Annotated in this window: 31 protein-coding genes; 14 read left to right on the plus strand and 17 right to left on the minus strand. The window is 37.9% G+C overall.

Features of this window, described 5'->3' with window-relative positions; all coding sequences use genetic code 11:
* Positions 1-165 precede the first annotated feature (165 nt).
* Positions 166-813, plus strand: coding sequence for a pentapeptide repeat-containing protein (locus HCH28_RS21635; protein ID WP_221683037.1), 648 nt, complete (start codon positions 166-168; stop codon positions 811-813).
* Between the two features lie 482 nt (positions 814-1295).
* Here the strand turns inward: HCH28_RS21635 and HCH28_RS21640 are convergent, their stop codons facing one another.
* The gene (locus HCH28_RS21640; RefSeq protein ID WP_221683038.1) at positions 1296-1751 is read right to left on the minus strand and encodes a GNAT family N-acetyltransferase; all 456 of its coding nucleotides are present in this window, start codon (positions 1749-1751) and stop codon (positions 1296-1298) included.
* Between the two features lie 248 nt (positions 1752-1999).
* Positions 2000-2485, minus strand: coding sequence for a DUF2975 domain-containing protein (locus tag HCH28_RS21645; protein ID WP_221683039.1), 486 nt, complete (start codon positions 2483-2485; stop codon positions 2000-2002).
* A gap of 249 nt (positions 2486-2734) precedes the next feature.
* On the opposite strand from HCH28_RS21645, the gene HCH28_RS21650 reads away from it, so the two are divergent.
* Together HCH28_RS21650 and HCH28_RS21655 are read left to right on the plus strand one after the other, a co-directional pair.
* A complete protein-coding gene (locus tag HCH28_RS21650; RefSeq protein ID WP_221683040.1) occupies positions 2735-3553 on the plus strand; it encodes a MerR family transcriptional regulator in 819 nt (272 codons plus the stop codon).
* Positions 3554-3570: 17 nt separating this feature from the next.
* The gene (locus tag HCH28_RS21655) at positions 3571-4755 is read left to right on the plus strand and encodes an MFS transporter (protein ID WP_221683041.1); all 1185 of its coding nucleotides are present in this window, start codon (positions 3571-3573) and stop codon (positions 4753-4755) included.
* Between the two features lie 514 nt (positions 4756-5269).
* On the opposite strand, the gene HCH28_RS21665 is transcribed toward HCH28_RS21655, so the two are convergent.
* The 3 genes from HCH28_RS21665 to HCH28_RS21675 form a co-directional block, all read right to left on the minus strand.
* The gene (locus HCH28_RS21665) at positions 5270-5947 is read right to left on the minus strand and encodes an ABC transporter ATP-binding protein (RefSeq protein WP_221683042.1); all 678 of its coding nucleotides are present in this window, start codon (positions 5945-5947) and stop codon (positions 5270-5272) included.
* Positions 5948-7072: an ABC transporter permease gene (locus tag HCH28_RS21670; RefSeq protein ID WP_221683043.1), complete on the minus strand. Its 1125-nt coding sequence runs from the start codon at positions 7070-7072 to the stop codon at positions 5948-5950. It abuts the gene before it with no gap.
* A gap of 126 nt (positions 7073-7198) precedes the next feature.
* Complete coding sequence (locus HCH28_RS21675; protein ID WP_221683044.1) at positions 7199-7765, minus strand: TetR/AcrR family transcriptional regulator; 567 nt, start codon at positions 7763-7765, stop codon at positions 7199-7201.
* 370 nt (positions 7766-8135) lie between these two features.
* On the opposite strand from HCH28_RS21675, the gene HCH28_RS21680 reads away from it, so the two are divergent.
* Positions 8136-8681, plus strand: a complete 546-nt coding sequence (locus HCH28_RS21680) for a DUF7010 family protein (RefSeq protein ID WP_221683045.1) — start codon at positions 8136-8138, stop codon at positions 8679-8681.
* Between the two features lie 129 nt (positions 8682-8810).
* Positions 8811-9260 (plus strand): DinB family protein, encoded by a 450-nt coding sequence (locus tag HCH28_RS21685; RefSeq protein WP_112117957.1) that lies wholly within the window; start codon positions 8811-8813, stop codon positions 9258-9260.
* 529 nt (positions 9261-9789) lie between these two features.
* Here HCH28_RS21685 and HCH28_RS21690 read toward each other — a convergent pair.
* Positions 9790-10206, minus strand: coding sequence for a GNAT family N-acetyltransferase (locus HCH28_RS21690; RefSeq protein ID WP_221683046.1), 417 nt, complete (start codon positions 10204-10206; stop codon positions 9790-9792).
* A 213-nt stretch (positions 10207-10419) separates the two neighbouring features.
* Between HCH28_RS21690 and HCH28_RS21695 the strand changes: the two genes are divergently transcribed.
* The gene (locus HCH28_RS21695; RefSeq protein ID WP_221683047.1) at positions 10420-11292 is read left to right on the plus strand and encodes a DMT family transporter; all 873 of its coding nucleotides are present in this window, start codon (positions 10420-10422) and stop codon (positions 11290-11292) included.
* Between the two features lie 349 nt (positions 11293-11641).
* Entirely contained in the window at positions 11642-12145 is a 504-nt protein-coding gene (locus tag HCH28_RS21700) for a DinB family protein (RefSeq protein ID WP_048393832.1), read from the plus strand.
* A 62-nt stretch (positions 12146-12207) separates the two neighbouring features.
* Here HCH28_RS21700 and HCH28_RS21705 read toward each other — a convergent pair whose 3' ends face one another.
* A complete protein-coding gene (locus HCH28_RS21705; protein WP_221683048.1) occupies positions 12208-13008 on the minus strand; it encodes an SDR family NAD(P)-dependent oxidoreductase in 801 nt (266 codons plus the stop codon).
* Positions 13009-13184: 176 nt separating this feature from the next.
* On the opposite strand from HCH28_RS21705, the gene HCH28_RS21710 reads away from it, so the two are divergent.
* Positions 13185-13745 carry a carbon monoxide dehydrogenase gene (locus HCH28_RS21710; RefSeq protein WP_221683049.1) on the plus strand — a complete coding sequence of 187 codons (561 nt, stop codon included), beginning with the start codon at positions 13185-13187 and terminating at the stop codon, positions 13743-13745.
* A 130-nt stretch (positions 13746-13875) separates the two neighbouring features.
* Positions 13876-14067 (plus strand): hypothetical protein, encoded by a 192-nt coding sequence (locus HCH28_RS21715; protein ID WP_115673749.1) that lies wholly within the window; start codon positions 13876-13878, stop codon positions 14065-14067.
* Between the two features lie 46 nt (positions 14068-14113).
* Here the strand turns inward: HCH28_RS21715 and HCH28_RS21720 are convergent, their stop codons facing one another.
* From HCH28_RS21720 to HCH28_RS21745, 6 genes are all read right to left on the minus strand, one after another.
* The gene (locus HCH28_RS21720; RefSeq protein WP_221683050.1) at positions 14114-14326 is read right to left on the minus strand and encodes a hypothetical protein; all 213 of its coding nucleotides are present in this window, start codon (positions 14324-14326) and stop codon (positions 14114-14116) included.
* 35 nt (positions 14327-14361) lie between these two features.
* Positions 14362-14913, minus strand: coding sequence for a DUF1697 domain-containing protein (locus tag HCH28_RS21725; protein ID WP_221683051.1), 552 nt, complete (start codon positions 14911-14913; stop codon positions 14362-14364).
* Between the two features lie 93 nt (positions 14914-15006).
* Positions 15007-16044 (minus strand): threonine aldolase family protein, encoded by a 1038-nt coding sequence (locus HCH28_RS21730; RefSeq protein WP_221683052.1) that lies wholly within the window; start codon positions 16042-16044, stop codon positions 15007-15009.
* A 766-nt stretch (positions 16045-16810) separates the two neighbouring features.
* Positions 16811-16993 (minus strand): hypothetical protein, encoded by a 183-nt coding sequence (locus HCH28_RS21735; RefSeq protein ID WP_243456430.1) that lies wholly within the window; start codon positions 16991-16993, stop codon positions 16811-16813.
* Positions 16994-17064: 71 nt separating this feature from the next.
* A complete protein-coding gene (locus HCH28_RS21740; protein ID WP_221683053.1) occupies positions 17065-17619 on the minus strand; it encodes an integrase in 555 nt (184 codons plus the stop codon).
* Positions 17620-17799: 180 nt separating this feature from the next.
* Positions 17800-18189, minus strand: a complete 390-nt coding sequence (locus HCH28_RS21745; RefSeq protein ID WP_066038479.1) for a KGG domain-containing protein — start codon at positions 18187-18189, stop codon at positions 17800-17802.
* A 226-nt stretch (positions 18190-18415) separates the two neighbouring features.
* On the opposite strand from HCH28_RS21745, the gene HCH28_RS21750 reads away from it, so the two are divergent.
* From HCH28_RS21750 to HCH28_RS21765, 4 genes are all read left to right on the plus strand, one after another.
* Positions 18416-19036 carry a hypothetical protein gene (locus HCH28_RS21750; RefSeq protein ID WP_221683054.1) on the plus strand — a complete coding sequence of 207 codons (621 nt, stop codon included), beginning with the start codon at positions 18416-18418 and terminating at the stop codon, positions 19034-19036.
* A gap of 165 nt (positions 19037-19201) precedes the next feature.
* Complete coding sequence (locus HCH28_RS21755; protein WP_221683055.1) at positions 19202-19909, plus strand: DNA alkylation repair protein; 708 nt, start codon at positions 19202-19204, stop codon at positions 19907-19909.
* 140 nt (positions 19910-20049) lie between these two features.
* The gene (locus tag HCH28_RS21760) at positions 20050-20541 is read left to right on the plus strand and encodes a DUF2975 domain-containing protein (RefSeq protein WP_221683056.1); all 492 of its coding nucleotides are present in this window, start codon (positions 20050-20052) and stop codon (positions 20539-20541) included.
* 143 nt (positions 20542-20684) lie between these two features.
* Positions 20685-21293 (plus strand): copper amine oxidase N-terminal domain-containing protein, encoded by a 609-nt coding sequence (locus HCH28_RS21765; RefSeq protein ID WP_221683057.1) that lies wholly within the window; start codon positions 20685-20687, stop codon positions 21291-21293.
* 43 nt (positions 21294-21336) lie between these two features.
* Here HCH28_RS21765 and HCH28_RS21770 read toward each other — a convergent pair whose 3' ends face one another.
* On the minus strand, positions 21337-21621 hold the full coding sequence (locus HCH28_RS21770; RefSeq protein WP_004228621.1) for a hypothetical protein: 285 nt from the start codon (positions 21619-21621) through the stop codon (positions 21337-21339).
* A gap of 105 nt (positions 21622-21726) precedes the next feature.
* Complete coding sequence (locus tag HCH28_RS21775; protein ID WP_221683058.1) at positions 21727-22503, minus strand: N-acetylmuramoyl-L-alanine amidase; 777 nt, start codon at positions 22501-22503, stop codon at positions 21727-21729.
* A 368-nt stretch (positions 22504-22871) separates the two neighbouring features.
* On the opposite strand from HCH28_RS21775, the gene HCH28_RS21780 reads away from it, so the two are divergent.
* Positions 22872-23792: a phosphotransferase family protein gene (locus HCH28_RS21780; protein ID WP_221683059.1), complete on the plus strand. Its 921-nt coding sequence runs from the start codon at positions 22872-22874 to the stop codon at positions 23790-23792.
* On the opposite strand, the gene HCH28_RS21785 is transcribed toward HCH28_RS21780, so the two are convergent.
* The gene (locus HCH28_RS21785; RefSeq protein WP_221683060.1) at positions 23778-24590 is read right to left on the minus strand and encodes a DnaD domain protein; all 813 of its coding nucleotides are present in this window, start codon (positions 24588-24590) and stop codon (positions 23778-23780) included. The two genes, HCH28_RS21780 and HCH28_RS21785, sit on opposite strands and share 15 nt — an antisense overlap.
* A gap of 269 nt (positions 24591-24859) precedes the next feature.
* Positions 24860-25279: a hypothetical protein gene (locus HCH28_RS21790; protein ID WP_221683061.1), complete on the minus strand. Its 420-nt coding sequence runs from the start codon at positions 25277-25279 to the stop codon at positions 24860-24862.
* Positions 25280-25317: the final 38 nt, after the last annotated feature.

The raw sequence follows: 25317 nt of genomic DNA on the forward strand, positions 1-25317 counted from the left end.
TATCAAGACGACATAGGAAGAAAAATGATAAAAGCCCTCGAGAGTGAACTTCTCGAGGGCTTTTGTCTACAGTCTGAGAGCACCGTATAGACGGTGTTCTTATTTTAGGTTTGCACTTATACTAAATAGGAGGAGCTTTTATTTACATTTGAAGGGTGTGCTAATATGTCATACAATTTCCAACTTACCTCACCAAAAATACCTCCGAATCTTGACAAGGTAAATTTTCAGAATATTTTTTATGAGGAGGAACCCTATTTAACAAATTGCATGATTACAGATACGGTCATTGCTCACGAGAATATTGAACGATTAATCGTCTCTAATGTTATCTTTAAAAATGTCACATTCATCGATTGTACCTTTCCAAAAATTGATTTAACGGATGTCATTTTTGAAAACTGCGATTTATCTAACGCCAACTTAAGTGAAGGCATCATTCATAGAGTGGCCTTTAAAAATTGTAAATTATTAGGGTTGAATTTAACTGAATCGAACCTCGGCAATGTTTCATTTGAAAATTGCCTTGCAAACTTATGCAATTTCCCCGAAGTGCGCTTTAAACAAGTGCTATTTGATAACACCTCCCTACAAGGTGCAAATTTTTATGATTGTTTACTAAATAAAGTAGCGTTTCAGGAAAGTGATCTAAATGATGTGGATTTCTCCCAAACTTCCTTAAAAGGAATAGACATCAGTACATGTAAATTTAAAAGACTTCAAGTAACTCCAGAAAGTTTAAATGGGTGTGAAATCTCTACTGAACAGGCGATCGGTTTTGCTTCATTACTAGGATTGAAGGTTAAATACTAGTTTAAGGGCTTAAAAATTGAAGCGCTTATCCTTATGCTCGGATAGCGCTCAATTGTTGTAATTTGTAAAGCTTCTATTTTATCGTCTTTAGAATTTTATCCTTCCCTTTACAGGCTATCCCCCTAATTTGCGGGGCTATCCTTCACTTTAAGCGTTCTATCCGCTTCTTTTTCAGTTCTATCCGACACTTTTAGAATTTTATCCTGCTATTTGAGGGTTATCCCTCACTTTAAGCGTTCTATCCGCTTCTTTTTCAGTTCTATCCGACACTTTTAGAATTTTATCCTGCTATTTACAGGCTATCCTCCTAATATGCGGGGCTATCCCTCACTTTAAGCGTTCTATCCCCTTCTTTTTCAGTTCTATCCTCCACTTTTAGAATTCTATCCTGCTATTTACAGGTTATCCTCCACTTTAAATGCAAGGCGTCCGATAATTTATGCTATCGGACGCCTTGTATGTTCGTTATTAAATGAATATTATTATTCGACCGACAGCCTTTTATATAGCATTTCTATATGTTCTATTCCATCTTCTAAATAAACATCTGATGTCTTTTCAAATCCGAAGCCCTCATAGAATTTTAGCAAATATGCCTGCGCAGAAATGCGGATTGCGTCTTCTCCAATATCATCTAGAATGTAATCTATTGCTCTTTTAACCATTTCCAGAGCCAATCCCTTTTTTCTGTATGTTTGCTTTGTTAATACTCTTCCTATTGCTGCTTCTTGATATGCTATCCCTTTGGGTAGAATTCTTAAATACCCAACTACCTCTCCTTGGTCTTCACCAAATAAATGATAAGCATTTTCGTCTTTTGAATCGATATCCTGATAGACACACTCTTGCTCTACAACAAAAACTTCCGCACGAACCTTCAGTATTTCATATAGTTCTTTTACTGTTAACTCATCAAATTTTTTTATCTTCCAATCCACCTTTATATCCTCCTTATACTATTCAATTTAATAAAGTATAGCAAAAGTAGATATTAAAAGTGGATTATTGCATATTTATTCTCACCTTTTACAATGATTCATAATGTAAAAGATTAAACTACATATCTATCTAGAAATTTACTTGCGTCACTATTAAACTTCCATAGGATTCCGAATTCTAAATGATATGTTTTTACATCTCTTCTATGAGCAGTTTTCGTTTGGCTAATATCACCATATCATCCATCTCAGACCGTCAACTCATTTTCTAATTTTATATTCGTCACCTCTTGTAGAAGTCGTTGAAGGACAGCCGCAAAAATGGCGATAACCAATGAAGCAAAAATGATGAGGAGTCCCACTATTCCAAAAGGAGGATCCATTTTGTTTGTTATAAAATGAAAAAGTGGTGCACCTAATACATGCAAACCACTGATTATTATCGCACACCACTTTATGTACTTTAACGCTTTTACAGATAATTCCGAGAACGCTGTATTCGCATCAATGTATCGTAAAAGATTAAAAGCCTGATAGAGAGCAATGTAAAAAGGTACAGCCGATCCATACATCACAATGAAAATGAGATCGTTCATTGGGTAAAAATTCGGATATAAATTCGATGCGAAATGAGCCATTGGAGGTACAAAAAATATACATAGGGCAAAAATGACCATCCCAGCTAGAAGAATCATCACCTTTAAGAAAGTTGTTAATCCTCGTTTACCATTCACATAAAGCACCTCACTTATTTAATGACACTATAAATTTAGCACACAATTTATTGATTAACAATAAATAATAATTGTTTTCAATCATATTATTATTGTTATTTATATATTTGACATTCATTGAAATATTCACAAGAGCCTTACTACATTAGATTGTAGTAAGGCTCCATAAAGTTATTTAAAAAGCATTTGACTTTCCCCTGCACAGGAAACTGTATACTTGCATTAAGTTATTAGATTGGAGGTGATAGTTTGTTTAAAATCAGCGAATTTTCTAGGCTAAGCAAAGTATCTTTAAAAACATTGCGCTATTATGATCAGATTGGCATATTAAAGCCAAGAAAGGTGGACCATGATACTTGCTACCGATACTATTCAGCAGACCAGCTACTAGAGCTTAATCGAATCTTTCTCTATAAGGAATTGGGGTTTACCTTGCCACAGATTATACGCTTACTCCACGAAGATATTTCGTTAAAAGATATACAAGGGATGTTTAAGCTGAAAAAAAGTGAGATTCAACATATTATTCAGACGGAACAGGCCAAGCTTGCACGAATTGAAGAACGTATGCAACTTTTAGAACGAGAGGGTCAGGTGGAATCAGATCAAGAAATCCGCATCAAGGCAGTGGATGCTCAGCAATTCCTTTCTTTGAAAGCACGCGGGAGAGAAGAAGATATTCCAGACCTGTTTCGTACATTTAATCAATTACTAACAAAGGAAATGCGCCAACTAGCTCAAAGTCCTCAGGTTGTTTTATGGAAAGAAATAGAGGAGAAAGAAGACGAATTTGAATTTGAAGTCGGCTATTTTTTAACCAAGGAACTTCCCTCATTCCATGATACATTTCAACTACGGACTCTTCCGTCTGAGCCGATGATGGCCACAATGACCTTTCGCTCAGATTCTAACTTTGCTTGTACAGCCTGTGTTGATTTAGCGAAATGGATTGTAGAAAATAACTATCAAGTCAAGGAAAACGAACCAGGTAGAGAAATCTATTTACCATTATCTACAACCCAGAACGTCCAATTAATGGAGATACAAATACCTATTATAAATAGCTGAAGGAAGCGTGAATTGAGTTGAAAAATAAGCTGATTATCTATGTTTTATCACTCGTTGTTTTTCTAATCGGAACCATTGAGTACATTATTACAGGCGTTATTGAAATGATTGCCGTAGATTTTGGCGTAACGATTTCAGAAGCTGGGTTATTAGTGACTTTATTTGCCCTGGCAGCAGCCATTTTCGCTCCAATTCTCATTGCGCTTACGATCAATATGGATCGCAAAAAGTTACTTATGACTACCGTTAGTGTGTTCATTATTAGTAACGGATTCATGTTTATCAGCTCTTCTTTTGAGTACGCACTAGGGATACGCATTATTCAAGGGGTTAGCGGAGGAATTGCTACAGTGGTAGCCATGGCAGTAGCTACTCGATTAGTTGAAAAAGAACGAAGAGGTCGTGCTATTGGCATAATTTTGATGGGCTTAAGCAGTTCGCTCGTGCTGGGTGTTCCAATTGGCACATTTTTTAGCGAATTATTTGGATGGAGAGTTTTGTTTATGTTGATCGGTCTATTAACCATTCTTCCACTGCTTATCATCTATAAAAAAATTCCAGTTATTAAGGAGGAAGAAGCTGTTACACTCAGGTCGCAGCTTTCGGTTTTAAAAGATTCAAAAATTCTAACTGCCCTGGCTATTACTTTATTTTATGTCGGTGGCTACGCTACCCTATTTACTTATATTACGCCTTTCTTGCAAGCCACATCCCCTCTTTCTATGACCGAAATTAGTGGCATCCTATTTTTAGCTGGCATCTGTAGCTTTCTTGGCTCAAGAGTGGGCGGACAATTGGCTGATGCAAAGGGTTCGCGATTTACCATTTGTTTCGGATTGCTGTTACAAGCAGCAACGCTCCTCTTATTCGCACTAGCTGGTATCAATCTCTTTGTATTGATCTTGATTTTAATGATTTTTATGGTAGCAACTTGGAGTATTTCTCCTGCCCAGCAGCTCCTTCTTGTCACGCTGGTACCTCGAAATCCAGACATTGCCCTAAGCATAAATACCTCCTTTATCCAATTCGGTTTTGCCCTAGGGTCTGCATTAGGCGGGTTTGTCATCGGACATACCTCTGTCCTACATTTGAATTGGGTCGGTTTTGGTACTGTAAGCATGGCTTTATTCCTTGCCATCTGGCTATTCCAAAAATTGAATAGTAGAGTTGAAACCCCTATTATTACTAAAGTCAAATATTAATTTTTTTATCCTACCTTTATATTGAAAATGGCCTATTCAATATAAAGGTAGCTTTTCAAAATATGTACTCTTGATTAAATGTCCCTGTGGCAGCTTCCTCATCAATGCCATAGAGTCGGCAAAAGTTTCGGCTCTCTGCTGTATCAAGCGTAAACACATGAAATCCGCCTATATTATTTAAGGCATTAAAATCAGGCTTTAAAGCATACCGAGCATCCTTTGGTAGCTTTACATCCCAAAGACCTGTGCTAGAAGCTTGTGGTACTGGGCTGAAATTTTTATCTCCTATTTGACTTTTATCTATTTTAAAAAGGTTGCATAATCATCAAATGTTTTTCCTAGCTTAGGTTGATCGTTATCATCATGAATTTGCCAGATAAACGATCATCCTTCTAAACAACAATAAAAATCATTTAAAATTCCTTTCTATAACGAAAAGGACTCGCACTTTTACTGACACAAAAGCACGAGTCCTTTTTGATGAAAGCTAGAGTTTTATACCCAGTCTCTATTTTTAAGATTGTTGCGTGAGCACGCCATCTTCCATACGATAAACATGGTCACAGAACTGTAGCATTCGTTCATCATGGGTGACCATTATGGCAGCTTTGTTACGTTCTTTTGCTTCTTTGGCAAGAAGCTTCACCACCTCAAGTGCCCGTTTAGAGTCAAGGCTAGCAGTTGGTTCATCGGCTAAAATCACTTTTGAGTTATTCATGAATGCGCGCGCAATGGCAACACGTTGACGCTCACCTCCTGATAATTCATTCGGCATTTTTTTAAGTTTATCACTTAAGCCAAGCTCTGTAAGTAGTTGCTTTGCAAACTCTTTATCATCTTTTGTCACTTTACCACCCATTTTTTTCACAAGTAGTAATTGATCAAGTACATTTAAGTAAGGTACTAAGTTTGATGTTTGTAAAATGAAACCAAGCTCTTTTAAACGGAAACTTGCTAATTGTTTTGCTGAAAGATCAACAATATTCCTGCCGTTAATTTCTACAGTACCCTCTGACATCTGTAATAGAGCGCCTGCAATGGAAAGTAGTGTACTTTTACCTGAACCTGATGGACCGATAATGGCTACTAGCTCCCCAGCTTCTACTTCAAGTGTTGCTTGTTTTAATGCTTGGACAGTGCTAGCGCCTTCTTTATAGCTTTTAGAAACATTTTGTAGTGATAATAGCGCCATTTATTCCACTCTCCCTAATGCTGTTAATGGATCGATTTTAACGATTTGACGTACAGAAACAATTGAACTTAATAATGCAATAATTAATAAAACAATCGCATAGGTAATGATTAAGGTCGGTTCTAAGTCAAATGGCATACCCTCTGGTAAAATTTTAGCCGTTAAGTAAGTTAGGACTATACCAATAACGATACCTAATACTGATAGAATCGCTACTTGTGCAACAATTGCTTTACCGATGAAACCATTGCTAGCGCCAATTGCTTTCATGACACCAAATTGTTGTGTCTTTTGCATTGTAATGACGTAGAAGAATACAGCGATAATGAATGCAGAGATAACGATACAAAAAGCAAGCATCATCATAATAGTGCCGTTTTCTTCTTTATAACCTGGCATACCGTTGATTGCTGTTTTCTTTGTAACTGTTTCAACATCTTTTACGGCTTTGTCGATAGTAGTTGGATCTTCTAAGTTGGGAGCCTTTAGGAAGAAGGCTTGTACAGCTTTGTCTGTATCATTGTCAGAGCCGGGAGCTGCATATTGATAATCACGCCAGTTTTCCATTACTGTGAAAATAGCAGGTAAGTGATTATAGGTTTCTCCTTTTACATAACCTACCACTTCTAATTTCATGTCAGAGTTTGCTACTAGTAAGATATCACCAATCTTGTAGCCTGCTTCTTTTAACGTATCGTTAATAACAACTCCCTTTTTGTTGTCGTATGATAATTTTTCACCCTCGATTACCTCTGGCATAAAAAATGCGTCTGGCTCAACGCCTAAAAATGCGACATCTTCCTTCGAATCGGCATCTTTTGACTTTGTTTTGCCGACTGCAATTGTAGAAGCGCCAAACGCAGCGACTTTATCTACATTGTTTTGCTTTTCTAAATCATCTTGTAGATTTTCTGACAGGATCGATTTTGCGAATGTAGCCCCTGCTGTTTCTTCATATACAACGTATTCTGCGTCGATATTTTTCAGTGTAGCGGCACTCAAAGTCGCTAAACCGTTGCCAAGTCCCGATAAAATGAACACGAGCCATGCGATTAAAATGATAATTGTCGTCATCATTACATAGCGGAACTTCGCATATTTTAATTCTTTTAATGCTAAAAACATGATGTAGCCTCCATATTAGAAATAGAATTTATATGAGCAAAGATTGTATCCTGCTAAATATGAATTCTTTTTCATTATACACAAAAGTTACACATGTGTAACTAAAATAAGTGACACATTTGTTACTTATTTTGAAATACCATGTAAAATAAGCAATTTGATCTCTTTTAAAAAGCTTTCTATAGGCATATTGAGATGGTTTGGCATATCAATTAATTGAAAAATGAAGCTAAGCAAAATAAAGTCGTTACGATCTTCTGCAATTATCCCCTCTTCCTTACCCTGCTTGATTACTTGTTGAAGTGGTATGTAAAGTCCACCATGCATGTTATTTAATACTTCCTTTTTTTGCTTCACAACTAGTGATACGTCATTAATCTGTGAGGTGAATCCTAAAATTTGATGTAGGTCGCGCATATCAAACATACGAACAAGTAAATCCTCAAGCTGTTGTTCAAATGATTGCGAAAAATTAACATTTGAAAGGTTCTCGATGCTTTTTTCCATTTGCCAAACCATAAATTGAATAATAAGTTCTTCTTTATTTGGATATTGTTTATAAATTGCGGCCCTTGATACGCCAATACTTTGTGCAAGCAAGCTCATTGTAAACCCTTGATATCCAACAGATAGCAAAAGCTGATGCGTATGATGCCAAAGGTCTTGTTCAGAAAATTTTTTATCTCGTCCCATATAATACCTCCAATATTCTACAATGCTAACATTGAGACAAAAAAAAAGCGAGTAACCTTTAAACATGCATGACGTTTGAGTAAATTGCGTTTTTGTTAGAGGTAATTACCATTCTATAGAAGGTGACGACTATTTCATTTTCCAATCCCAAAATTCTCCATAGGTACTTATAACGTAAGAAAGATAAAAGGAATGACTTTCTTTCACTAATCAACAATTTTAATAATAATCTTGGTCTTCCAGAATTTTTTAGGCAATGGATCGCAAACTTTTCTAAAAAATTCTATTTCAAATCATCTGTGGTAAAAATAGAAATATACTGGTATATTATAGGTTATATTCTATTTATTTCATGAAGGATGGTGTGTTGATGGATAAAACACTGGAAGATTTACAAAAGGAAATGATTGGTGAAGTAAAAAAGGGATTTCCCATTTTACTTTCTGGTGCGGTTGTCTTTTTACTTTTTACTCTAATGCCCTTAGTTTTACCAATTGAAGCTGTACATTTAAGTTGGATATTTGGCTTAGGTGCCATTTTCCCTATCGGTTTTGGCATTAGTAAAATTCTTGGGATTAATTTAAACGCTACTGGCAATCCTTTAGGGACGTTAGGAGGAATTGTTGCCGCTCCTCAAGCTTTTTACATACCTGTATTTATCATTGTGTATATGAACATACCTGAATACCTTCCCTTTACAATAGGTTTACTTGCAGGCTCTCATTTTCTGCCATACATATGGATTTATAAAAGTAAGGCTTATTTATTTGTGACTTTAGGCGTCTGCTTCTCTGCTTTGATTTTTGGTGGGTTCTTTGTCGATCAAGCCTTCACACTTGTACCTTTAGCCATTTCTATTGTGTATGGAATGGGCGTTCTTTTAATTCTAAGAGAACTTAAAGTCAATCCGATTTAATCACCTTCCTCTAGGTGATTTTTTTTAATATTCCAGACCTCTTTCAACCAGAGAAATAAAGTATTCATTTCCTAGCCCGTACTTGTTCCTTTACAATAAACCTATTAATAAATGAAAGGATGAATAGATGTGCTATTTCCATATCGTAATGATCTTAGGAAAACGTTAATCCCTTACCTAAGCACACTTGATGAGGCATTTTGGTTTAAGACGTCTGATTTTTATCCAAATAATGTAGCATGGATTATTTCTCATTTATCAAGTAGCGAAGACTATTGGGTGAATGAAATTGGACTTAAAAATCCTTGTATATTAAACCTTCACGATGATTGTTCGCCTAAGGAAATACTAGATAGCTATATTCAAATTAGAAATTATACGGATGACATTCTACATACATTAGACGAATCGCAGCTCAATGAAATAGTCGAGGTGCCGAAGTTTTCCGATGGTTGGACGCCACCTTCCGTCCCTACACTTAACTGGTTGTTTCATCATGTTTACTCACATGAAGCTTACCATGTTGGGCAAATCTCTGTTATCGCGCATCTTAGTGGATTGCCAAAGCCTTTATTTTAATAAAAGGCAAAGCAATGAAAGGAATAGCTTTTTCAATGGAGGAACAGTAGTGGGAAAAGGCGTTATTTCCGTAACTTATGGCGACAAACAACCACAGAGCTATCTATTGTAGACTTTGACGAAGAAGGTTGGTTTAATTTGTGGCACACTCACCTTGATTTTTACGGGTACGGCAATGATGGTTTAAAGATAAGAAGAGAGCACATCAAAGCACATATAGCCCTATATAACCGCTTATCAGAAAAGCTCTCGACATTCGGAAAACCTTATCAAATATGGATGGAGTTTGTAGTGGAGGATGCTGGTTTGGATTCAGTTAATATACTTACAGCTACATTTCCCACTAACAATAGTAAATGTAGATTGGAATTGCCCTGTCCCCAAATTCCTTAAGGATTTAATCAACCTGAATGAGTGGAATGTAGGGCACTATAAGCAGGTATCAACTAACAGCTATTTCATCCAGTCTAATTATAATGAAATAAAATTGTAAGGTCGGAAACCATTTGTGGGTTTCCGACCATTTCCTTTAATCCAGATATTCTTGAGCTAGTTGTTGATTTTTATAGATGGCCATACCCGTTTTCAATTTTCTAAAGCCCATTTTTGCATAAAACGGTTCATTCCCTGTTGTGGCGATTAACTGAATGCAGGATACCTCCCTTAACTGTGCGATCATATCCTCCAGCAGTAAACGAGCAATCCCTGTACCTTGATAAGCTTGATGCACAACCACATCGTAAATGGCGGCATTAAATACGCCATCTGACAAAGCTCTAGCAAAGCCCACTATTTTTCCATCTACCACGGCGAATACTTGATGTGTGCTTGCATCGAAAACTTGTTTGATAATCTGTTCATCATGTTTCCTCCACCCAACAGATTGATAGACTTCCTTTAATACTGGCAAATCCTTCTCTTCCATCTTGTATTGAAGTATTACCATTTTCATCCTCCCTCTTTTTGCTTTCATGAAATCTCCCTATGAAAACGATGTGTATTCTATTATACTAATAAAAAATGACTTGAGGATGGTGGGATAATTATGATGTTTGCTCCATTATTTGAACAGGACGTACCAGCACTTCTTCTTCCTTAACGGTAGAAGCGCTTTTTCTCCGTTAAGGGCATAGGTATCTATGAAAACGGAGGAAAAAACATGAGAAATCTAGTAATCGGTGCCATCTTTTTATCGCTTGCTGCGAGTATTTGGGGTGCCATGTATGTAGTCGTTAAAGTAGTGGTGGAGGTTGTGCCACCATTAGAGCTTGTTTGGATGCGCTATTTAATTGCGGTGATTGCACTCGGTATCATTGGGATCATGATGAGGCAATCCTGGAAAATAGCTAAAAAAGATTGGCTGATCATTTTTCTTGTTGGCCTTATTGGGAACACGATTTCAATTGTGACACAGGAAATGGGCACAATGCTATCCACCGCGCAGATGGGAGCAATTATTACTGCTACAACCCCTGCTTTTATGGTTGTCTTCGCACGTTTGATTTTAAAAGAAAGTATTACGCTGAAAAAATGCTTGTCCATCGCTCTTGCCACGATTGGTGTTGGAATCATTGTAGGCAATGGTCAAATCGATGTGACACAGCAATTAGGCGGACACTATTTACTGCTTGCTGCCTTAACGTGGGCATTGATGTCGGTATTAGTCAAAAAGATACCAAGCCATTACTCACAAATTGTTGTCACAACCTATACATCTATGATTGCCGTGATGCTGTTGACCCCTTTTGTCCTTCCAAGGCTAAAGAATTTAGATCTGGCAAGTGTTTTACAGCCGACCATTTCAGGGGGCTTGCTTTACTTAGGCATTATCTCAACAGCTGGTGGTTTTTTATTATGGAATAAAGGGCTTCAACTAATGAATGCGTCTAGTGGCGGCTTATTTTTCTTCTTTCAACCAATTGTTGGCACATTTTTAGGCTGGCTCTTATTGGGAGAGACGATTGGGCTTTCCTTTTGGATAGGCTCCCTATTAATTTTTAGTGGCGTTTTTATTGTCATTCGAGACGAATAAATCGAAGTGCGTTTCTATGTTAGATAGAGACGCACTTTTTATGTTGGCTCAGCTTATGGTCATTGAATGACATGTTGGCACATATATTGCCAATGCCTAAAGGAGTTGATATTCTGAACATCTTTTTAGATAACTTAAAGGATTTTACTTTATTAATTTTTTTACTTGCTAGTATGATCTATTGTCGACAGCTAAAATTAACGAGGTGGCAACGAAAATTATCGATTGGTGAATGGAGCATGTATATCCTGCTCTCGATTGCCCTTCCCCTTTATGCAATTCTTTATCTTGCTTTTCTTTTAGGTGCATAGGAAAATAAGACATCATAGGCTATTTTTGGAGGGATTTCATGTTTCAAACAATCGATCATTTTTTACAGTCTTGGGCATTTGAAGCCGCTGCTACGCAAAAATTACTTAATCACCTTACAGATGAATCGCTACATCAGGCAATCACTCCTGAAAACTGGACTTTAGGACGCGTTGCTTGGCACACGGTTACTGCAATTCGAATTATTACCTCGAATTCGAATTTAGCGTTTGAAGCCCCAGCAAAGGATTTTCCAGTTCCTACTTCTGCTCAGTTCATTGCAGATGGCTATCACCAAGCGAGTGAAGCCTTTGTGGAAGCGATACAATCGCAATGGACTGACAAGACAATGACTGAAACGATTGAATTTATTGGTCAACAAATGCCCAATGGTTCCCTGTTATTATTTTTACTACAGCATCAAAGTCATCATCGCGGTCAAATGACGGTTCTGATGCGTCAGGCTGGTTTAACTGTTCCAGGTATTTATGGTCCAGCGAAAGAGGAATGGGCTCAGTTTGGGTTGGAGGCTCCTCAAATGTAGCTAAGCTTGTGCCAAATTATAAAGAGGTTGTCTATTCTAAGACAACCTCTTTTATTTATTGACTATAAAGATGCTAGCCAGTTATTAGTATCAGCGATGGTTGGGTTAGCGAGGTAATGTCCGCCTTCAATTTGCAATGTTTGGCCCGTCATAAATTTTGATTCGTCAGAGGCTAAAAATACAACTGCATGGCCAATATCATCCGCTTCTCCATGATATGGTAGCGCATTAAATTTCGCATAAATTGCCAGCATTTCTTCTGGCATATTGTTTTTCGCGGCTGGTGTTAAAATAAGACCTGGTGCAACCGCATTACAACGGATATGCTCCTTCCCAAATTGTGTGGCAATGTTTCTTGTCATATTCACCACACCTGCTTTTGTTGCCCCATAGGCTGTTCGGATTTGGTCACTGGCGAACGCAGCCATAGAAGCCGTATTAATAATTGAGCCCCCACCAGCTTTTTGCATATGTGGAATGGCAAAACGACTTCCTAGTAATATGGATTTTAAATTCACATTGACTAAGCGGTCCCACTCATCTAAATCAATATTTAATACATCTAAATCTTTCTTCAAGTTAGTTAGACCAACATTATTAAAGAGCACCGTTAATGAGCCGAATCGTTCTACAGTGAAGTTCACGGCCGCTTCAATGGAGGAAGCATCCCCTGCATCAAGGAAAATGGCTGCCGCCTCATACCCATCATTGACTAAATTTGCTGCAACTTCTTTAGCACCCTCTACATTAAAATCAGCAATGACTACTTTTGCGCCCTCTTTTGCTAACAAGCTAGCTGCTGATAAACCAATACCAGAAGCTCCACCTGTCACTAATGCCACTTTATTTTTTACTCGATTCATTTTCAATTCCTCCTTCAAATCACACGAAAAAGAGCAAATCAGCTCTCTTAACGTAAAATAGTTTAACATTAAACCATTTAATTTTAAACTAATATCCCTAAATGTGAACGCGTATATTTTCATCCTGAAACGAAATACTTCTATAAAGTGCTATTTAAATAAGGACGTGCAAGCAAATGCTAAAGAAAATTACTTTTTCACTATGTATTTTTTTAATTTACCAAACCATGGAACATGCAAGTGCGCAAACAAAGCCACCCACTTTTGAGGAAAAATTTGATGAAGCTGGCTATCAATCAGTAGAAGCTGCTGTGAAGGAATTTGAACAGCATTATAGTAAGGTTAAACTACCAACTGTTTTACCCCCGTTTTCCATCACACATAAGTTTGGTCGATTTTACAAAGATCATCAATATGGCATGAATGATTCACTTAACATTCTCTATGTTCATAACGAAATGAAACAGCATATTTTTAAAATGGATATTCGACCTATTCAACCAAAAGTGAGCTTTTCAGGAAAAGCATATACACTGCAAGATGGTAGTCAGGGAATTTATTTTGAGCACCTGCTTTTTAACTTCTTTGTCTTTGAAGAAAGCAATTTACAATATCTTCTCGGCATTTATAAAGATAGCACGAATCAGGAAACACCCAATCTTTTCGTACAAATAGCCAATTCGATAAAGTCAAATGAAGTCGCAACATCTATATATTTTCCTTCATCTATACAATGAATATGTTGTTATGCTATAATACTTTAGAAAACCTCAAAGGGTATCAACCAATTCTGAGCTACAGTGATGCATATCGCTGTAGTTTTTTCTATGCTATAATTTCCTTAAACTTACATTAAGAGGTGAGAATATGGAAACAAATACATATAGTTGTAAAGCCTGTGGCGGTCAATCTTTTTCTGAAGGGAAATTAGATGGCTATGCTGCTTTAAGACCCGTGAATACTATCTTTTCCTCAGGTTCACCCCTTATTTTCACTGTTTGTACGCAATGTGGAGAAATTGCCTCTATTAAAGCCACAAAACCTGAAAAGTTCAAGTAAAAAACAAGAGAGCATCATTTCAAAAAATGAAATTTGCTCTCTTGCTTTATGTTTCTTTCTTATTCTTCTTTCCCCATTGATACGGCTTTTTGGACCAATTCCACATCCAAACAAAGAAATAGATGAAGACCATTGTGATGACCATCATCGTCACATTTTCTCCCCATGCAATCGGCTCATGTTTCCTCCATTGGTTCACCGTTCTAACAATGAAGTACAAAAAAGGATAAATAAAATAACCTACTTGATCCCGTCGCATCTAAACACGCCTCCTCTTAGAAAAGATGATTTTCCCTACTCACCAATCATCGTCGCAAGCTTCATCATCGTTTTCCAATTGCGAACTGTAGCAGGCACTTCTAGCTTATGCAGTTGTTGACTAAGCTTGGCATTGCGAATGCTATCGCAAAATAAAAGATAGACATCTCTCCCCTTGATAATGCAGCGCTCTTTTTCACTTACATACTGTAATAACTTAGCACCGTTCTCTTCAGTTGGAACTGTTGAAAGTAGTGCAACATGGAGACTTTCCCCTGTAGCTGTTGCACTTGCATCTGCTAAGTCTTGTTCTGAGAAAGGACAATTGTTCACAATAGAGCGGAATTCTTCAGCTGTACGGATGATCACTGTACTCGTAATAATGAAGGTAGTTTGGATGGTCTCTTGAATTTGCTGTTGCAAAAGTTCTGCTGATTCACTCGATTCAAACAGAATATTGCCACTTTGAATATAGGTCCGAATGTTTTGGAGCCCTAGTGGTTGCAGCGCGTCTCTCAATTCAGCCATTTTTAATTTATTGTGCCCACCTACATTAATACCTCTTAAAAGTGCTACGTATTTAGTCATTCGCTTCACCTTTCCTTTTATCTATAGTATAGCAATAATTAGGGAATAATAGAAAAAAACTGCATCCTTTCATGCAAGGTGCAGCTTGATTGGTTATACTAATTGGTGGATGTCGTCTATTAAACGATCCACATTTTCTTTGGTCGTAGCCCAGCTTGTGCAAAAGCGCACAACCGTATGAGTATCATCGTATGCTTCCCAAATGGAGAAGGAATATTTTTCTTCTAACGTTGGAAGTAGATGGTTTGGTAAAATTGGAAATTGCTGATTCGTTTTTGAATCATAACGCATTGTGAAGCCTTTATCGAGAAATGCCTGTCGTATCAGCATTGCCATATCTACCGCATGATGCGAAATATCCATATAGAGCGTATCTTCAAATAGCGTTTCGAACTGAATGCCTAATAATCGACCTTTGGCAAGCAGCCCCCCTCTTTGCTTGATCATGTAGCGAAAATCCTTTTGATAAGCAGGATTCACAATGATGACTGCTTCGCCAAACAATGCACCCATTTTAGTGCCACCAATATAAAATACATCACAAAGCTTAGCGATATCAGCGAGAGATAAATCACTGTCTTGTGCCACTAGCCCATAGCCTAAACGAGCACCATCGATAAACAGCGGTAAGTCACAGTCTCGGCAAACTTCACGTAAAGCTGTTAATTCTGCCTTACTATAGGTCGTGCCATTTTCTGTAGGATGAGATATGTACACTAAGCCTGGCTGCACCATATGCTCATGTGTGCTATCCAGCCAGTGCGCATCATAGCAGGCTTTCACCTGTGCCGCAGTTAGTTTGCCATCATCGCTAGGCAATGTCAGCACCTTATGACCCGTTGCCTCAATGGCTCCTGTTTCATGCACCGCAATATGCCCTGTACTCGCAGAAATGACGCCCTGATGAGGACGCAAAATAGACGCTATCACGGTTGTATTCGTTTGTGTACCACCAACTAAAAAGTGAATGTCTGCCTGCTCCGCTGCAATCTCCTTTTTTATATAGGCTCTTGCTTTTTCGGAATGCTCGTCCATACCATACCCTGGAGATTGTTCTTCATTTGTTGCCACTAACCGCTGCAAAATTTGTGGATGGGCACCTTCTGCATAATCATTTTCGAATCGAATCATATCTACTACTACCTCCAAATTCTCTATCTATTCCTCTATCTTACGCCTGTTGCTTCATTTTCGCTATATCTTAAAGACAGTAGTTGTTAGTTATGAGATGATGAAATTTTAAATATGTACTTCGGAGGAGATCGATGCCCAGCAGATCTCATCCGCTTTGATCACGCTATAAACAATTTCCTCTTTGTTTGATTACTTTGAATCCTCTTTAGGGAGGTTCTACTACAGGGGAAGCAGGTTTCATCCTTTGTTAGATCACTTTGGATTCATTTTGGAGCAGATTCAACTTAGTTTGGATCACCTTGGACTCTCTTTAGAGCGGCTTCTCCTTAGTTTGGATCACCTTGGACTCTCTTTGGAGCGGCTTCTCCTTAGTTTGGATCACCTCAATCAATCTCTCAATAATTCAGAAGGGTCACTTTCATTCCCCGCCAGAGCCACAAGATGAGTCACTCGTAGTAGCACTAGAATCAGCACATTGTTGACTGTCTTGGGAGGAAAGATATGCATCATTTGTTGAAAATTCGTTAGTGGAATGGATATGGTGGTTGTGCTCATTCGATTTCCTGTGATTTTTATTTGCATTACTGACGATGCCTATAACAACGACAACCCCAACAAATACGATAAATATAATCATTTATTCCAGCTCCTTTCATTCATTCTATAAATTGTAACATTAAATCAACGATTGTTAGTAGAGAACTATGTAAAAGTGGCAATAGATAAAATAACACCACAATCGAAAAAGATTGTGGTGTTTACGTTATGATTGCGATTTGCGTGTGGCAGATTTTTTTGAACGATTTCCTTCGTTCGAATTTTTCTTTTGCTCTTGTGTTAAAGCATTTTCTTCGCGCACATCTAAATCATCTGGACTTAAATCTGTCGCTAATTCCGCCAACTCTGACTGACGTTTATATTGCTTGCCCTTTGTCAAAATGATCACCTCCAAGTAGTATTACATTGCCCTATTTGGTTTGATCTATTCCCGCGACGGTATGAAATGATTATTTCTAGCTAAACTAATTGCACCATCTGCTGGTTCAAAAGATGGTGATAAGCTTGTAAATCTTGCTCATATAAACGCTGATAGGTCGCTAGGCTATGCTGTTTGATATTGTCAAAGTCCTTTTCAGGAACTAAGTGATGTGTATTATTAAGCATCCATGCATTTTCCCAAGCCGTTTGCTCAAATTGAAGATTCATTTCATGTTCTTCAATCAGCATGGCTAGTAGTTGTTCCTGACGATATATTTCTTTTAAGGCATGTTGCTTTTTCATTGTAAAGATTTCTATTGTACGTGGAAGTGATGCCTGTAATGCTTCTCGATCCACTGCATGACCTAGCTCATGTAGGGTCATTGTTTTGACATAAATTTCAAGTGAAGTTGGAAGCATTAGTTCATTTCTTGCCTCTACTAATCGTTTCGCATCAAATCCTACATAATCCCCAATAAAGTTATAACTCATATTAATACCTGAATCGTCTTGTTTTATCTTAACCGTCATGTTCACAGTCTGCACGACGGATTGTATTACCTGAAATAGTTCTTTTTCTTTAAGTTGTGTCATTCTCTCTATCCTCATTTCCGCTAAAAACAAGTAGAAGCGGATTAAATATTATACTACAATTAGGAGAAATTCAACAAATTTATCCTGTGGATTGAGAGGAACTTAACAACAAAAAAGGCGCTTGTAGTTTAAAACTACAAACGCCCTGTGTGTGAAGGGTTTCGACCTATTTAAAAGTGATTAGTTATTATTGTTATTTCGACGATTTTGGTTGCCGTTGGAGTTGTTACTACGCTGTTTACTGCGTGCTTCTCCACCTTTACGTCCTATTTCTTCATAAAAATCGTCGTCGTGCTTTTCAGAGGTAGCTTCTCCGCCTTTGCGGCCAATTTCTTCATAAAATTCTTCGCCGTGGTTTTCAGCCGTAGCTTCTCCACCTTTGCGACCAATTTCTTGATAAAATTCATGTCCATGATTTTTAGACGTAGCCTCGCCGCCTTTACGTCCTATTTCTTCATAAAAATCACGGTCATGATTTCTGGAGGTAGCTTCTCCGCCTTTACGTCCCGCTTCTTCGACAGTCATGTTTTCATTGTTGTTTCTGTTGCGATTGTTTTGCTTGTTAGCCATTTCTATTCCTCCTAAATATTTTTTTGAGCTTTTTACTAGCTCGCTATTTATATTCCCAGTCAAAACACATCTAAACATATTTTTTTAAAAAATTGATTTTCTTATTGTAATAGAACACTGTTAGGAGCGGATTGTTAACAAACCCATCAATCATATACATGTACCCTTTCCAATATAATACTAATCTATAGTATGTCATCGATGATGAAAGAAGGGTGATGGAAACATGACGACGCTCACAAAGCCATCTATTGGTTTAACACAATTTACTGACTTCACAATGAAGGGAAGTGCAGCAAAAACAAAGTTTGTGAAGGATATAAAATATCAGGGAGAGTACCATCCAATAAAAGATTATTGGAAAGCCTTGCGTGATGGATTAAAAAAATACCATGAACATCGTTTTAATGATACCTATTTACTCGACCTCGTGGATAATGCCCTACCTGCACGCCAGAAAAATTACCAAGAAGCCGTTAAAGCCTATATAAAATTTGTAAAAAATAAAAACGTTCAGTGGTTTGAACCAGGTAAGGCGAATTGGTATTGCGACGATTTAATTGTGCGTTCCAATCCTGAGCTCGGTTTAATCATTGATGATGTACCCTATTTAATCAAGCTGTATTTTAAAGGAAAAAATGAGCGCATCGATAAACATAAATGTCGATCTGCCCTCACTCTTCTAAAAGACTCCCACTATGCGATTGAACATCCAGACTCTGTTAAGCATGCTATTTTAAACGTGCAAAAAGGTCGCTTGATCACAGATGATGATTCAACGGACTATCATCAAATTGCCCTCGAATCGGATGCAGCTCAATTTATGTTTATTTGGAATAGGCTCTAGCTACTTGTAAATTGGTACTTCCTTCTCTATAAAGTGACTGACAAAAATATATTCAGATATGATATTTTATATTCTAATATGATATGCTTTTATTCCATTACAAAAAGACATTCTTTATAGGATAATAAAAATAATCTAGAAAACAGAAAAAAAGGAAGTGCTACTTTGAATGCTGAATTGGTGATGCAGGAGCTAGAGGCTCTTGGCAAGGAACGGACGAAAAAAATGTATATGTCAAATGGCGCCCATGAGCCGTTATTTGGTGTGGCAACAGGTGCCATGAAGCCTATTGCGAAGAAAATTAAAATCGATCAAACTCTAGCAGAAGAGCTTTATGCTACTGGCAACTATGATGCAATGTACTTTGCTGGCGTCATTGCAGATCCAAAAGCCATGACTGTGGAAGATTTTAATCGATGGATCGAGGCAGCTTATTTTTATATGCTGTCGGATTATGTAGTAGCGGTTACTTTAGCAGAGGCACCGATTTCTCAGGAAGTGGCGGATGCGTGGATTGCCAGTGGTGAGGAATTGAAAATGTCTGCAGGCTGGAGCTGCTATTGCTGGCTATTAGGGAATCGCAAGGATAGCGAATTTTCCGAGAGCAAGCTAGCTCATATGCTGGAAATCGTGAAAAATACCATTCACGATGCACCTGAACGCACAAAATCGGCCATGAATAATTTTTTGTACACAGTGGCTATTTCCTATGTGCCGCTCCACGAACAAGCAGTAGCAACCGCACAGGCGATTGGTCCTGTAGAGATGAAGCGAGACAACAAAAAAAGCACGCAGCTAAATGCTTATGAAACAATTCAAAAGGAAATAGAGCGAGGCAGAATTGGCTTTAAACGTAAATATGTGAGATGTTAATCATCGCATTTTAAAGGCATCTATCCCATAAGGATGGATGTCTTTTTAAATGAAAAATCAATGAATGATAATATTTTTTTATTGAAAAACGATAAATTTTATTTTAAAATCAATATATCATTACCAGTGAGGTGTTTTGTATGAAACATAAAAAGGGGTCAACCATTTTCCTAAAGAGTGTGATTATGCTGCTAGGTATCCCTGTATTAGCTTTAGGGCTATTTTGGTTACCTGGGATAGCCAGTAGAGATGCAGCGGCACATCCCGAATCCTCCTATTTGTCTTATCTTTTTTTACTCTATGTGTATGTACTATGTATTCCCTATTACACAGCGTTGCATCAGACCTATCGCCTCTTAACGAACATCGACCAGCATAAAGCTTTCTCCAAATCATCTGTACGGGCTTTGAGAACGGTCAAAAATTGTGCTCTCACGATTGTAGCCGGCCTTGCGCTAGGTATTGCAACAATTATGATGATGTTTACTGGCAAGGAAGATATTACAGGAATTATTACGCTGACACTCATAAGCATCTTTGTAACCAGTACGATTGCAACCTTTGCAGCCGTTCTGCATCGACTACTCCAAAAAGCCATTGATCTCCAAAACGAAAATCAATTAACCGTATAACAAAATGGCACTAACCAATCTTGAATGGTAGTGCCTTTTAATGTTTCGATAGTATTTTTTAAAACTAATTTCCTATAAAAACATATCAAAATTCTCTTTTCAATAGTATAATAATTACATATTTTGAGAATTGGAGGATTTATATGAAGAAATTGGTTTTGTTGATGGCGATGCTTACATTATTTTTCACCACAGCCTCTATTGCGAGCGCACATCCAGGGCGTTTAGATAGCAACGGCGGTCACAACTGTTCTGACAAATCAAAGGCTAAAGGGCTTTGTTCTGGCTATCATTATCATAATGGCAATAGTGGCAATAATACAGGGTCTTCTTCAGGCGGTCAAAGTTATTCTACGCCAACACCTAAAGCAACGGTAGCGCCCGTATTAACGAAGGTTGCTGTCTATTTAAATGACGTGAAGCAAAATTATACACCTGGCGCTTATATGAAAAATGGCACAACCTTAGTGCCGATGAAGGCAATTTTTGAATCTCTTGGGGCAACGGTTAGCTATGATAATGCAACGAAAAAAGTAACGGCGACAAAGGACAGTAAAAAAATTGTGATTGGTGTGGGGAATAAAACGGCTTATGTTGATACAAATGGTTCTGCATCAACAATCACACTCAGCCATCCTGCTGATATATATCAAGGTACAACAATGGTGCCTTTACGCTTTGTCAGTCAAGCACTTGGCGCAAATGTAACATTTGATGAGGCAGCACTTGTTGTTTATATCTCAACTAAATAATGAACAAGTCTTAAGCAGTATGCTCCTACAAGGTGCTGCTTTTTTATTGTTTCCTAAAGTTAAAATCATACTTCTTGTTGATTTTACCAGCAATCGTTTCTAGAAATAAAGCCACTGTCATATTCTCGACTTCATTTGTATACCATGCTAGCTTTGCACCATAGTTCTTTTTATTATAATTCACTTCTAATGGCCAGAAATTTTTTGTTTTATACGTATAATCAAATTTTACATAGAGTTGCTTACCATCGGGACATTCCATCACCACCTGGTATAATGGATTTTTTCTTTCTTGTTCAAATTTTACTTTTCTTATTTTGGTTAACATCAAAACCCCTCCTCTCTTCTACTACATTCGACAAAATTTTGAAAAAACCTTTATTTAATGAAAAAGGATAAAGCTCTTGATGACTAGGAGCTTTATCCTGCACAATTAGTTGGCTATAAATTTGTCGTAATAGCGTTTCAGCATGGTCGCCATTTGCTCTCTTGTTAAAGCGCCTGCTGGATTCATGTTCTTACTTCCATCGCCTCGGATAATGCCTTGGCTAATAGCCCACTCCCAAGCCTCTTTATGGGCTGCCCCCACTTCTCTGCTTGTTTGTAAACTAGCTTTTTCAGCTAGTAAGCTTTTCAACGTCTCTATTTCTTGTTTTAGCTCATTATATTGTGACACTGTTAATCCCTCCTCAAGCCCATTTTTAATATCTTGCTGGAACTGTGCTTCTGTAATCCCCATACTTTTTAAATAGTCAAAAGGATCTTTGTGCGTAGTGCCTCCTAGATTTTCCGCAATCCATCGATGTGACTTAATACCGTTGCCGCTACCATCTAAAACAGTGGGAACACCTGCCTCTATAGCAAGCTTACGTAACAGCCAAATATAAGCTGCATAGTCCTTTTTAAATTGTTCCTTGTCAGCAGTCCGTGCCAGTTCCACCTGGGCATAGCTATATGGATTTCCCTTTGGTCCACAGCCATATTGCACGCGATTGACTGGGGCTACTTGCACGATTCTTCCACCACCACCTACCCAGTGAGAAACAAAGGCATTGGCTTTATTTCGATTCATATAGGCGATTTCGTTTTCCAATGCATTTGGACCTGTATTGCTGCCATTACCTGATTCATGCGCCACAATGTATTTGACTGCCGTTAGCGTCAGATTCGGTAGCCCTGACATCATCTGTTTTTCAATAACATAACTCATATTGCACCATCCTTTCCTATTATTTTTTAGCGACTGACGCCATGTTATTTTTGTCTTTTTGTGTTTTTTTAGGGTAAGCAACAGATAATTAGAGGTTCCTTTTGAGGCTTATTAGCTTCTTTTCGCGCTCAAGGCTACTGCGATCGTTTCACCTCTCTTTCCTCGAAGCTATGAAGTGTGAATATCACAAGGACATCCACTTACTATTAGTAAATGCTCGCACAAAAGTGTTTTCTAGTTAGTTGTGCTCTTTTACTATTTTTTCATTATGATTTTATAACCGCTTTCCTCGATTCCAAGCATTGACAAAGTATTATTTCCTGTAGTATTTTAGATCTTCTAAAATATTGAAAGCGAGGAAAGAAAGTGTGCAGGCAATAGAGATTATTCGTCAATTACCAAGCTTAAACGGCTTTACACAGCTGGTGAAAATTTACAAAGGCTATTCACCTGATAGCAAATATCTGGTAACAGTTGGTGAAACACGCTATTTGGTGCGCTTGTCAGATCTAGCACATCATGACAAACGTGCAGTAGAGTTTTCCTTGCTCCAAGAGTTAGCAAAGCAGGGCGTAAGAACACATAAAGCCGTTGACTATACCTTGTTTCAGGAAGCCAACGTATCCGCAATGGTCGTTAGCTTTTTAGAAGAAACACCAGCAGATGAAATTATTCAGGAACTTTCTGACTCTGAGCAATTCCACCTTGGTCTTGCCGCGGGGAAAGAATTGAGAAAAATACATCAAGTGAGCCCTCCGCAAATAATTCATTGGGAGACAACACAGCTCAAAAAGTTTTCTAGCTATTTGAAGGCATACCAACAAGATGCCTATCAACTTCCACAAGAAGCTAAACTATTGCGCTTTATTGAAACGCACTTACCACTGTTAAAGCAACGCCCCATCACCCTGCTTCATGATGATTTTCATCTCGGTCACATTATTTGTAAAGGACATACTTACAATGGGGTGATAGATTTTAATGGCTATGATGTGGGTGATCCTTATCATGACTTTTATAATCTTGCCTTGTTTAGTAGACGACAAAGTATCCCCTATTGTATTGGGCAGATTGATGGCTATTTTTCATCTGCACCAGACGATATGTTTTGGCGGTTATATGCTCTCTATGCAGCCATGACTGTCTTTTCAACCATTGCTTGGACTCGTCACTATGATCCACGCTCCTTTGACGATGCGTTGGAAAGAATTCACATGATTTTACAGGACCATGATGACTTTTCATCGATTAAGCCTTTATGGTATGTGGAGAATTTATTCACTCCGTAAGAGGGCTAATATTTTTTGTCGTTCTGCTGCAAAATCAATTGTTGGCTGAGATTTTGGTTCCTGATCGCCACGCTGCTGAAACCACTGCGGAATGATTTCCCGTCGTCTGACTTTAGAATGTGATGACACTTGCTGCTTGCGGGCTTGAAAACGCTGCTGGTCGATAGCAATATCTGCAAGATTCTTTATATTCTGATCACACCAATTTTGTAAGATTCTCTCGACATACCGCCAGCGTAAAACATTATGCTCCACCGCTAGCTTCATCGCATAGATGACCATGTCCTCTGAAAAAATAGTGAGCCAATGACGAATTTTACTAGCAATATAGGCTGTTTGTTTGCCAAAGCCTTGTTGCACATAAAAGTGGTAGGCAGTGTTAGTAGACTCCTTATCATCTTTATCTTTTAGTAATTGATTATTTAGTAAATTATTATTTAGTAGTGTGGGCTTTTCCGTCGATGGTACGACCGTTGACGAATTTCCCGTTGACGGTATAGCAGCACGTTTTGATGCTTCATAGACGAAAAATTCTACCCTACCGAACTTGCCGTCTTTTCCTCGTTCCTGTACTTTTTGAAGATAGCCCGCCTCTATGAGTTCATCCAAAATTTTGGCTGTCGCTTCCCGCCCACATTTACTACGTATTGCTAAATCTGCAAGACTAAATGACCAATCATCTGGCAAAGACAGCATATAGGCAAGCAGACCCTTTGCTTTCCAGCTTAATTGCTCATCATTTAAAAATGCTTTATCCAAAACCACAAAATTCTCCTTTTTAGCTACTCGATAAATCATGACGCTCCCTCTTTCCATCTAATGTCCTTTCTAACTATATAAAGAAAATTTTTAAAAATGGGACATAAAAAAAAAGAACATGCCATGAAGCATGCCCTTTTAAGCAGATGAAATGAATTTTTTAGCGAATTCCTATTAAGACAAAGGCATTCCAATTCATGCTATAAAACGTTTTGATGACTTTGCCTACTTCAAGATTTAGATGGAAATATAATCATGATCTGTAAGGGTAATGAAAGCAGCAGAAACAAACAATTGCTTCTGCTTTTTTATTCATAAAGCTCTTTATAGACGATGACTTTTAAAGCGGCAATCTCTTCATCGGATAATTTGCCTTCCACCATTTGCAGAGCTTCTTCCTGCGTCATCGAGCCGTCCTGCAATTTAACACGCATGTCGTTCAAATCGGTAATGCCCACTTTTTGAATTAGGACTTTCGTTGCCTCTTCTTTTGTCGTAAACGGTAATGTACTGCTATCGACCGTTTTCGCCTCTTCCATATAGGCTTTTAATTGTGGGTCATTTTCAATGGTACTTTTGATGTTTTCCTTTTGTCCGCTATTTTCTAATTCTGTCGACAAGGTATCTACAATTTTTTCAGAGGCGAATTTTGTGCCGAAATGTAGCACACCATACCCCACTACACCAACGAATATAGCAATTACCACTAGAAATTTAATCAATCTCAACTACGCTCACTCCTTTATACACGTTCATCATACTATAT

It is taken from the genome of Lysinibacillus sp. K60 (genome assembly GCF_019731275.1).
Lineage (GTDB): Bacteria > Bacillota > Bacilli > Bacillales_A > Planococcaceae > Lysinibacillus > Lysinibacillus capsici.

Excerpts from the sequence above, each read along its gene's own strand:
- HCH28_RS21635 (WP_221683037.1), top strand. The coding sequence starts at position 166 with ATGTCATACAATTTCCAACTTACCTCACCAAAAATACCTCCGAATCTT.
- HCH28_RS21665 (WP_221683042.1), bottom strand. The coding sequence starts at position 5,947 with ATGGCGCTATTATCACTACAAAATGTTTCTAAAAGCTATAAAGAAGGC.
- HCH28_RS21670 (WP_221683043.1), bottom strand. The coding sequence starts at position 7,072 with ATGTTTTTAGCATTAAAAGAATTAAAATATGCGAAGTTCCGCTATGTA.
- HCH28_RS21675 (WP_221683044.1), bottom strand. The coding sequence starts at position 7,765 with ATGGGACGAGATAAAAAATTTTCTGAACAAGACCTTTGGCATCATACG.
- HCH28_RS21680 (WP_221683045.1), top strand. The coding sequence starts at position 8,136 with ATGGATAAAACACTGGAAGATTTACAAAAGGAAATGATTGGTGAAGTA.
- HCH28_RS21690 (WP_221683046.1), bottom strand. The coding sequence starts at position 10,206 with ATGGTAATACTTCAATACAAGATGGAAGAGAAGGATTTGCCAGTATTA.
- HCH28_RS21695 (WP_221683047.1), top strand. The coding sequence starts at position 10,420 with ATGAGAAATCTAGTAATCGGTGCCATCTTTTTATCGCTTGCTGCGAGT.
- HCH28_RS21700 (WP_048393832.1), top strand. The coding sequence starts at position 11,642 with ATGTTTCAAACAATCGATCATTTTTTACAGTCTTGGGCATTTGAAGCC.
- HCH28_RS21705 (WP_221683048.1), bottom strand. The coding sequence starts at position 13,008 with ATGAATCGAGTAAAAAATAAAGTGGCATTAGTGACAGGTGGAGCTTCT.
- HCH28_RS21710 (WP_221683049.1), top strand. The coding sequence starts at position 13,185 with ATGCTAAAGAAAATTACTTTTTCACTATGTATTTTTTTAATTTACCAA.
- HCH28_RS21715 (WP_115673749.1), top strand. The coding sequence starts at position 13,876 with ATGGAAACAAATACATATAGTTGTAAAGCCTGTGGCGGTCAATCTTTT.
- HCH28_RS21720 (WP_221683050.1), bottom strand. The coding sequence starts at position 14,326 with ATGCGACGGGATCAAGTAGGTTATTTTATTTATCCTTTTTTGTACTTC.
- HCH28_RS21725 (WP_221683051.1), bottom strand. The coding sequence starts at position 14,913 with ATGACTAAATACGTAGCACTTTTAAGAGGTATTAATGTAGGTGGGCAC.
- HCH28_RS21730 (WP_221683052.1), bottom strand. The coding sequence starts at position 16,044 with ATGATTCGATTCGAAAATGATTATGCAGAAGGTGCCCATCCACAAATT.
- HCH28_RS21740 (WP_221683053.1), bottom strand. The coding sequence starts at position 17,619 with ATGACACAACTTAAAGAAAAAGAACTATTTCAGGTAATACAATCCGTC.
- HCH28_RS21745 (WP_066038479.1), bottom strand. The coding sequence starts at position 18,189 with ATGGCTAACAAGCAAAACAATCGCAACAGAAACAACAATGAAAACATG.
- HCH28_RS21750 (WP_221683054.1), top strand. The coding sequence starts at position 18,416 with ATGACGACGCTCACAAAGCCATCTATTGGTTTAACACAATTTACTGAC.
- HCH28_RS21760 (WP_221683056.1), top strand. The coding sequence starts at position 20,050 with ATGAAACATAAAAAGGGGTCAACCATTTTCCTAAAGAGTGTGATTATG.
- HCH28_RS21765 (WP_221683057.1), top strand. The coding sequence starts at position 20,685 with ATGAAGAAATTGGTTTTGTTGATGGCGATGCTTACATTATTTTTCACC.
- HCH28_RS21770 (WP_004228621.1), bottom strand. The coding sequence starts at position 21,621 with ATGTTAACCAAAATAAGAAAAGTAAAATTTGAACAAGAAAGAAAAAAT.
- HCH28_RS21775 (WP_221683058.1), bottom strand. The coding sequence starts at position 22,503 with ATGAGTTATGTTATTGAAAAACAGATGATGTCAGGGCTACCGAATCTG.
- HCH28_RS21785 (WP_221683060.1), bottom strand. The coding sequence starts at position 24,590 with ATGATTTATCGAGTAGCTAAAAAGGAGAATTTTGTGGTTTTGGATAAA.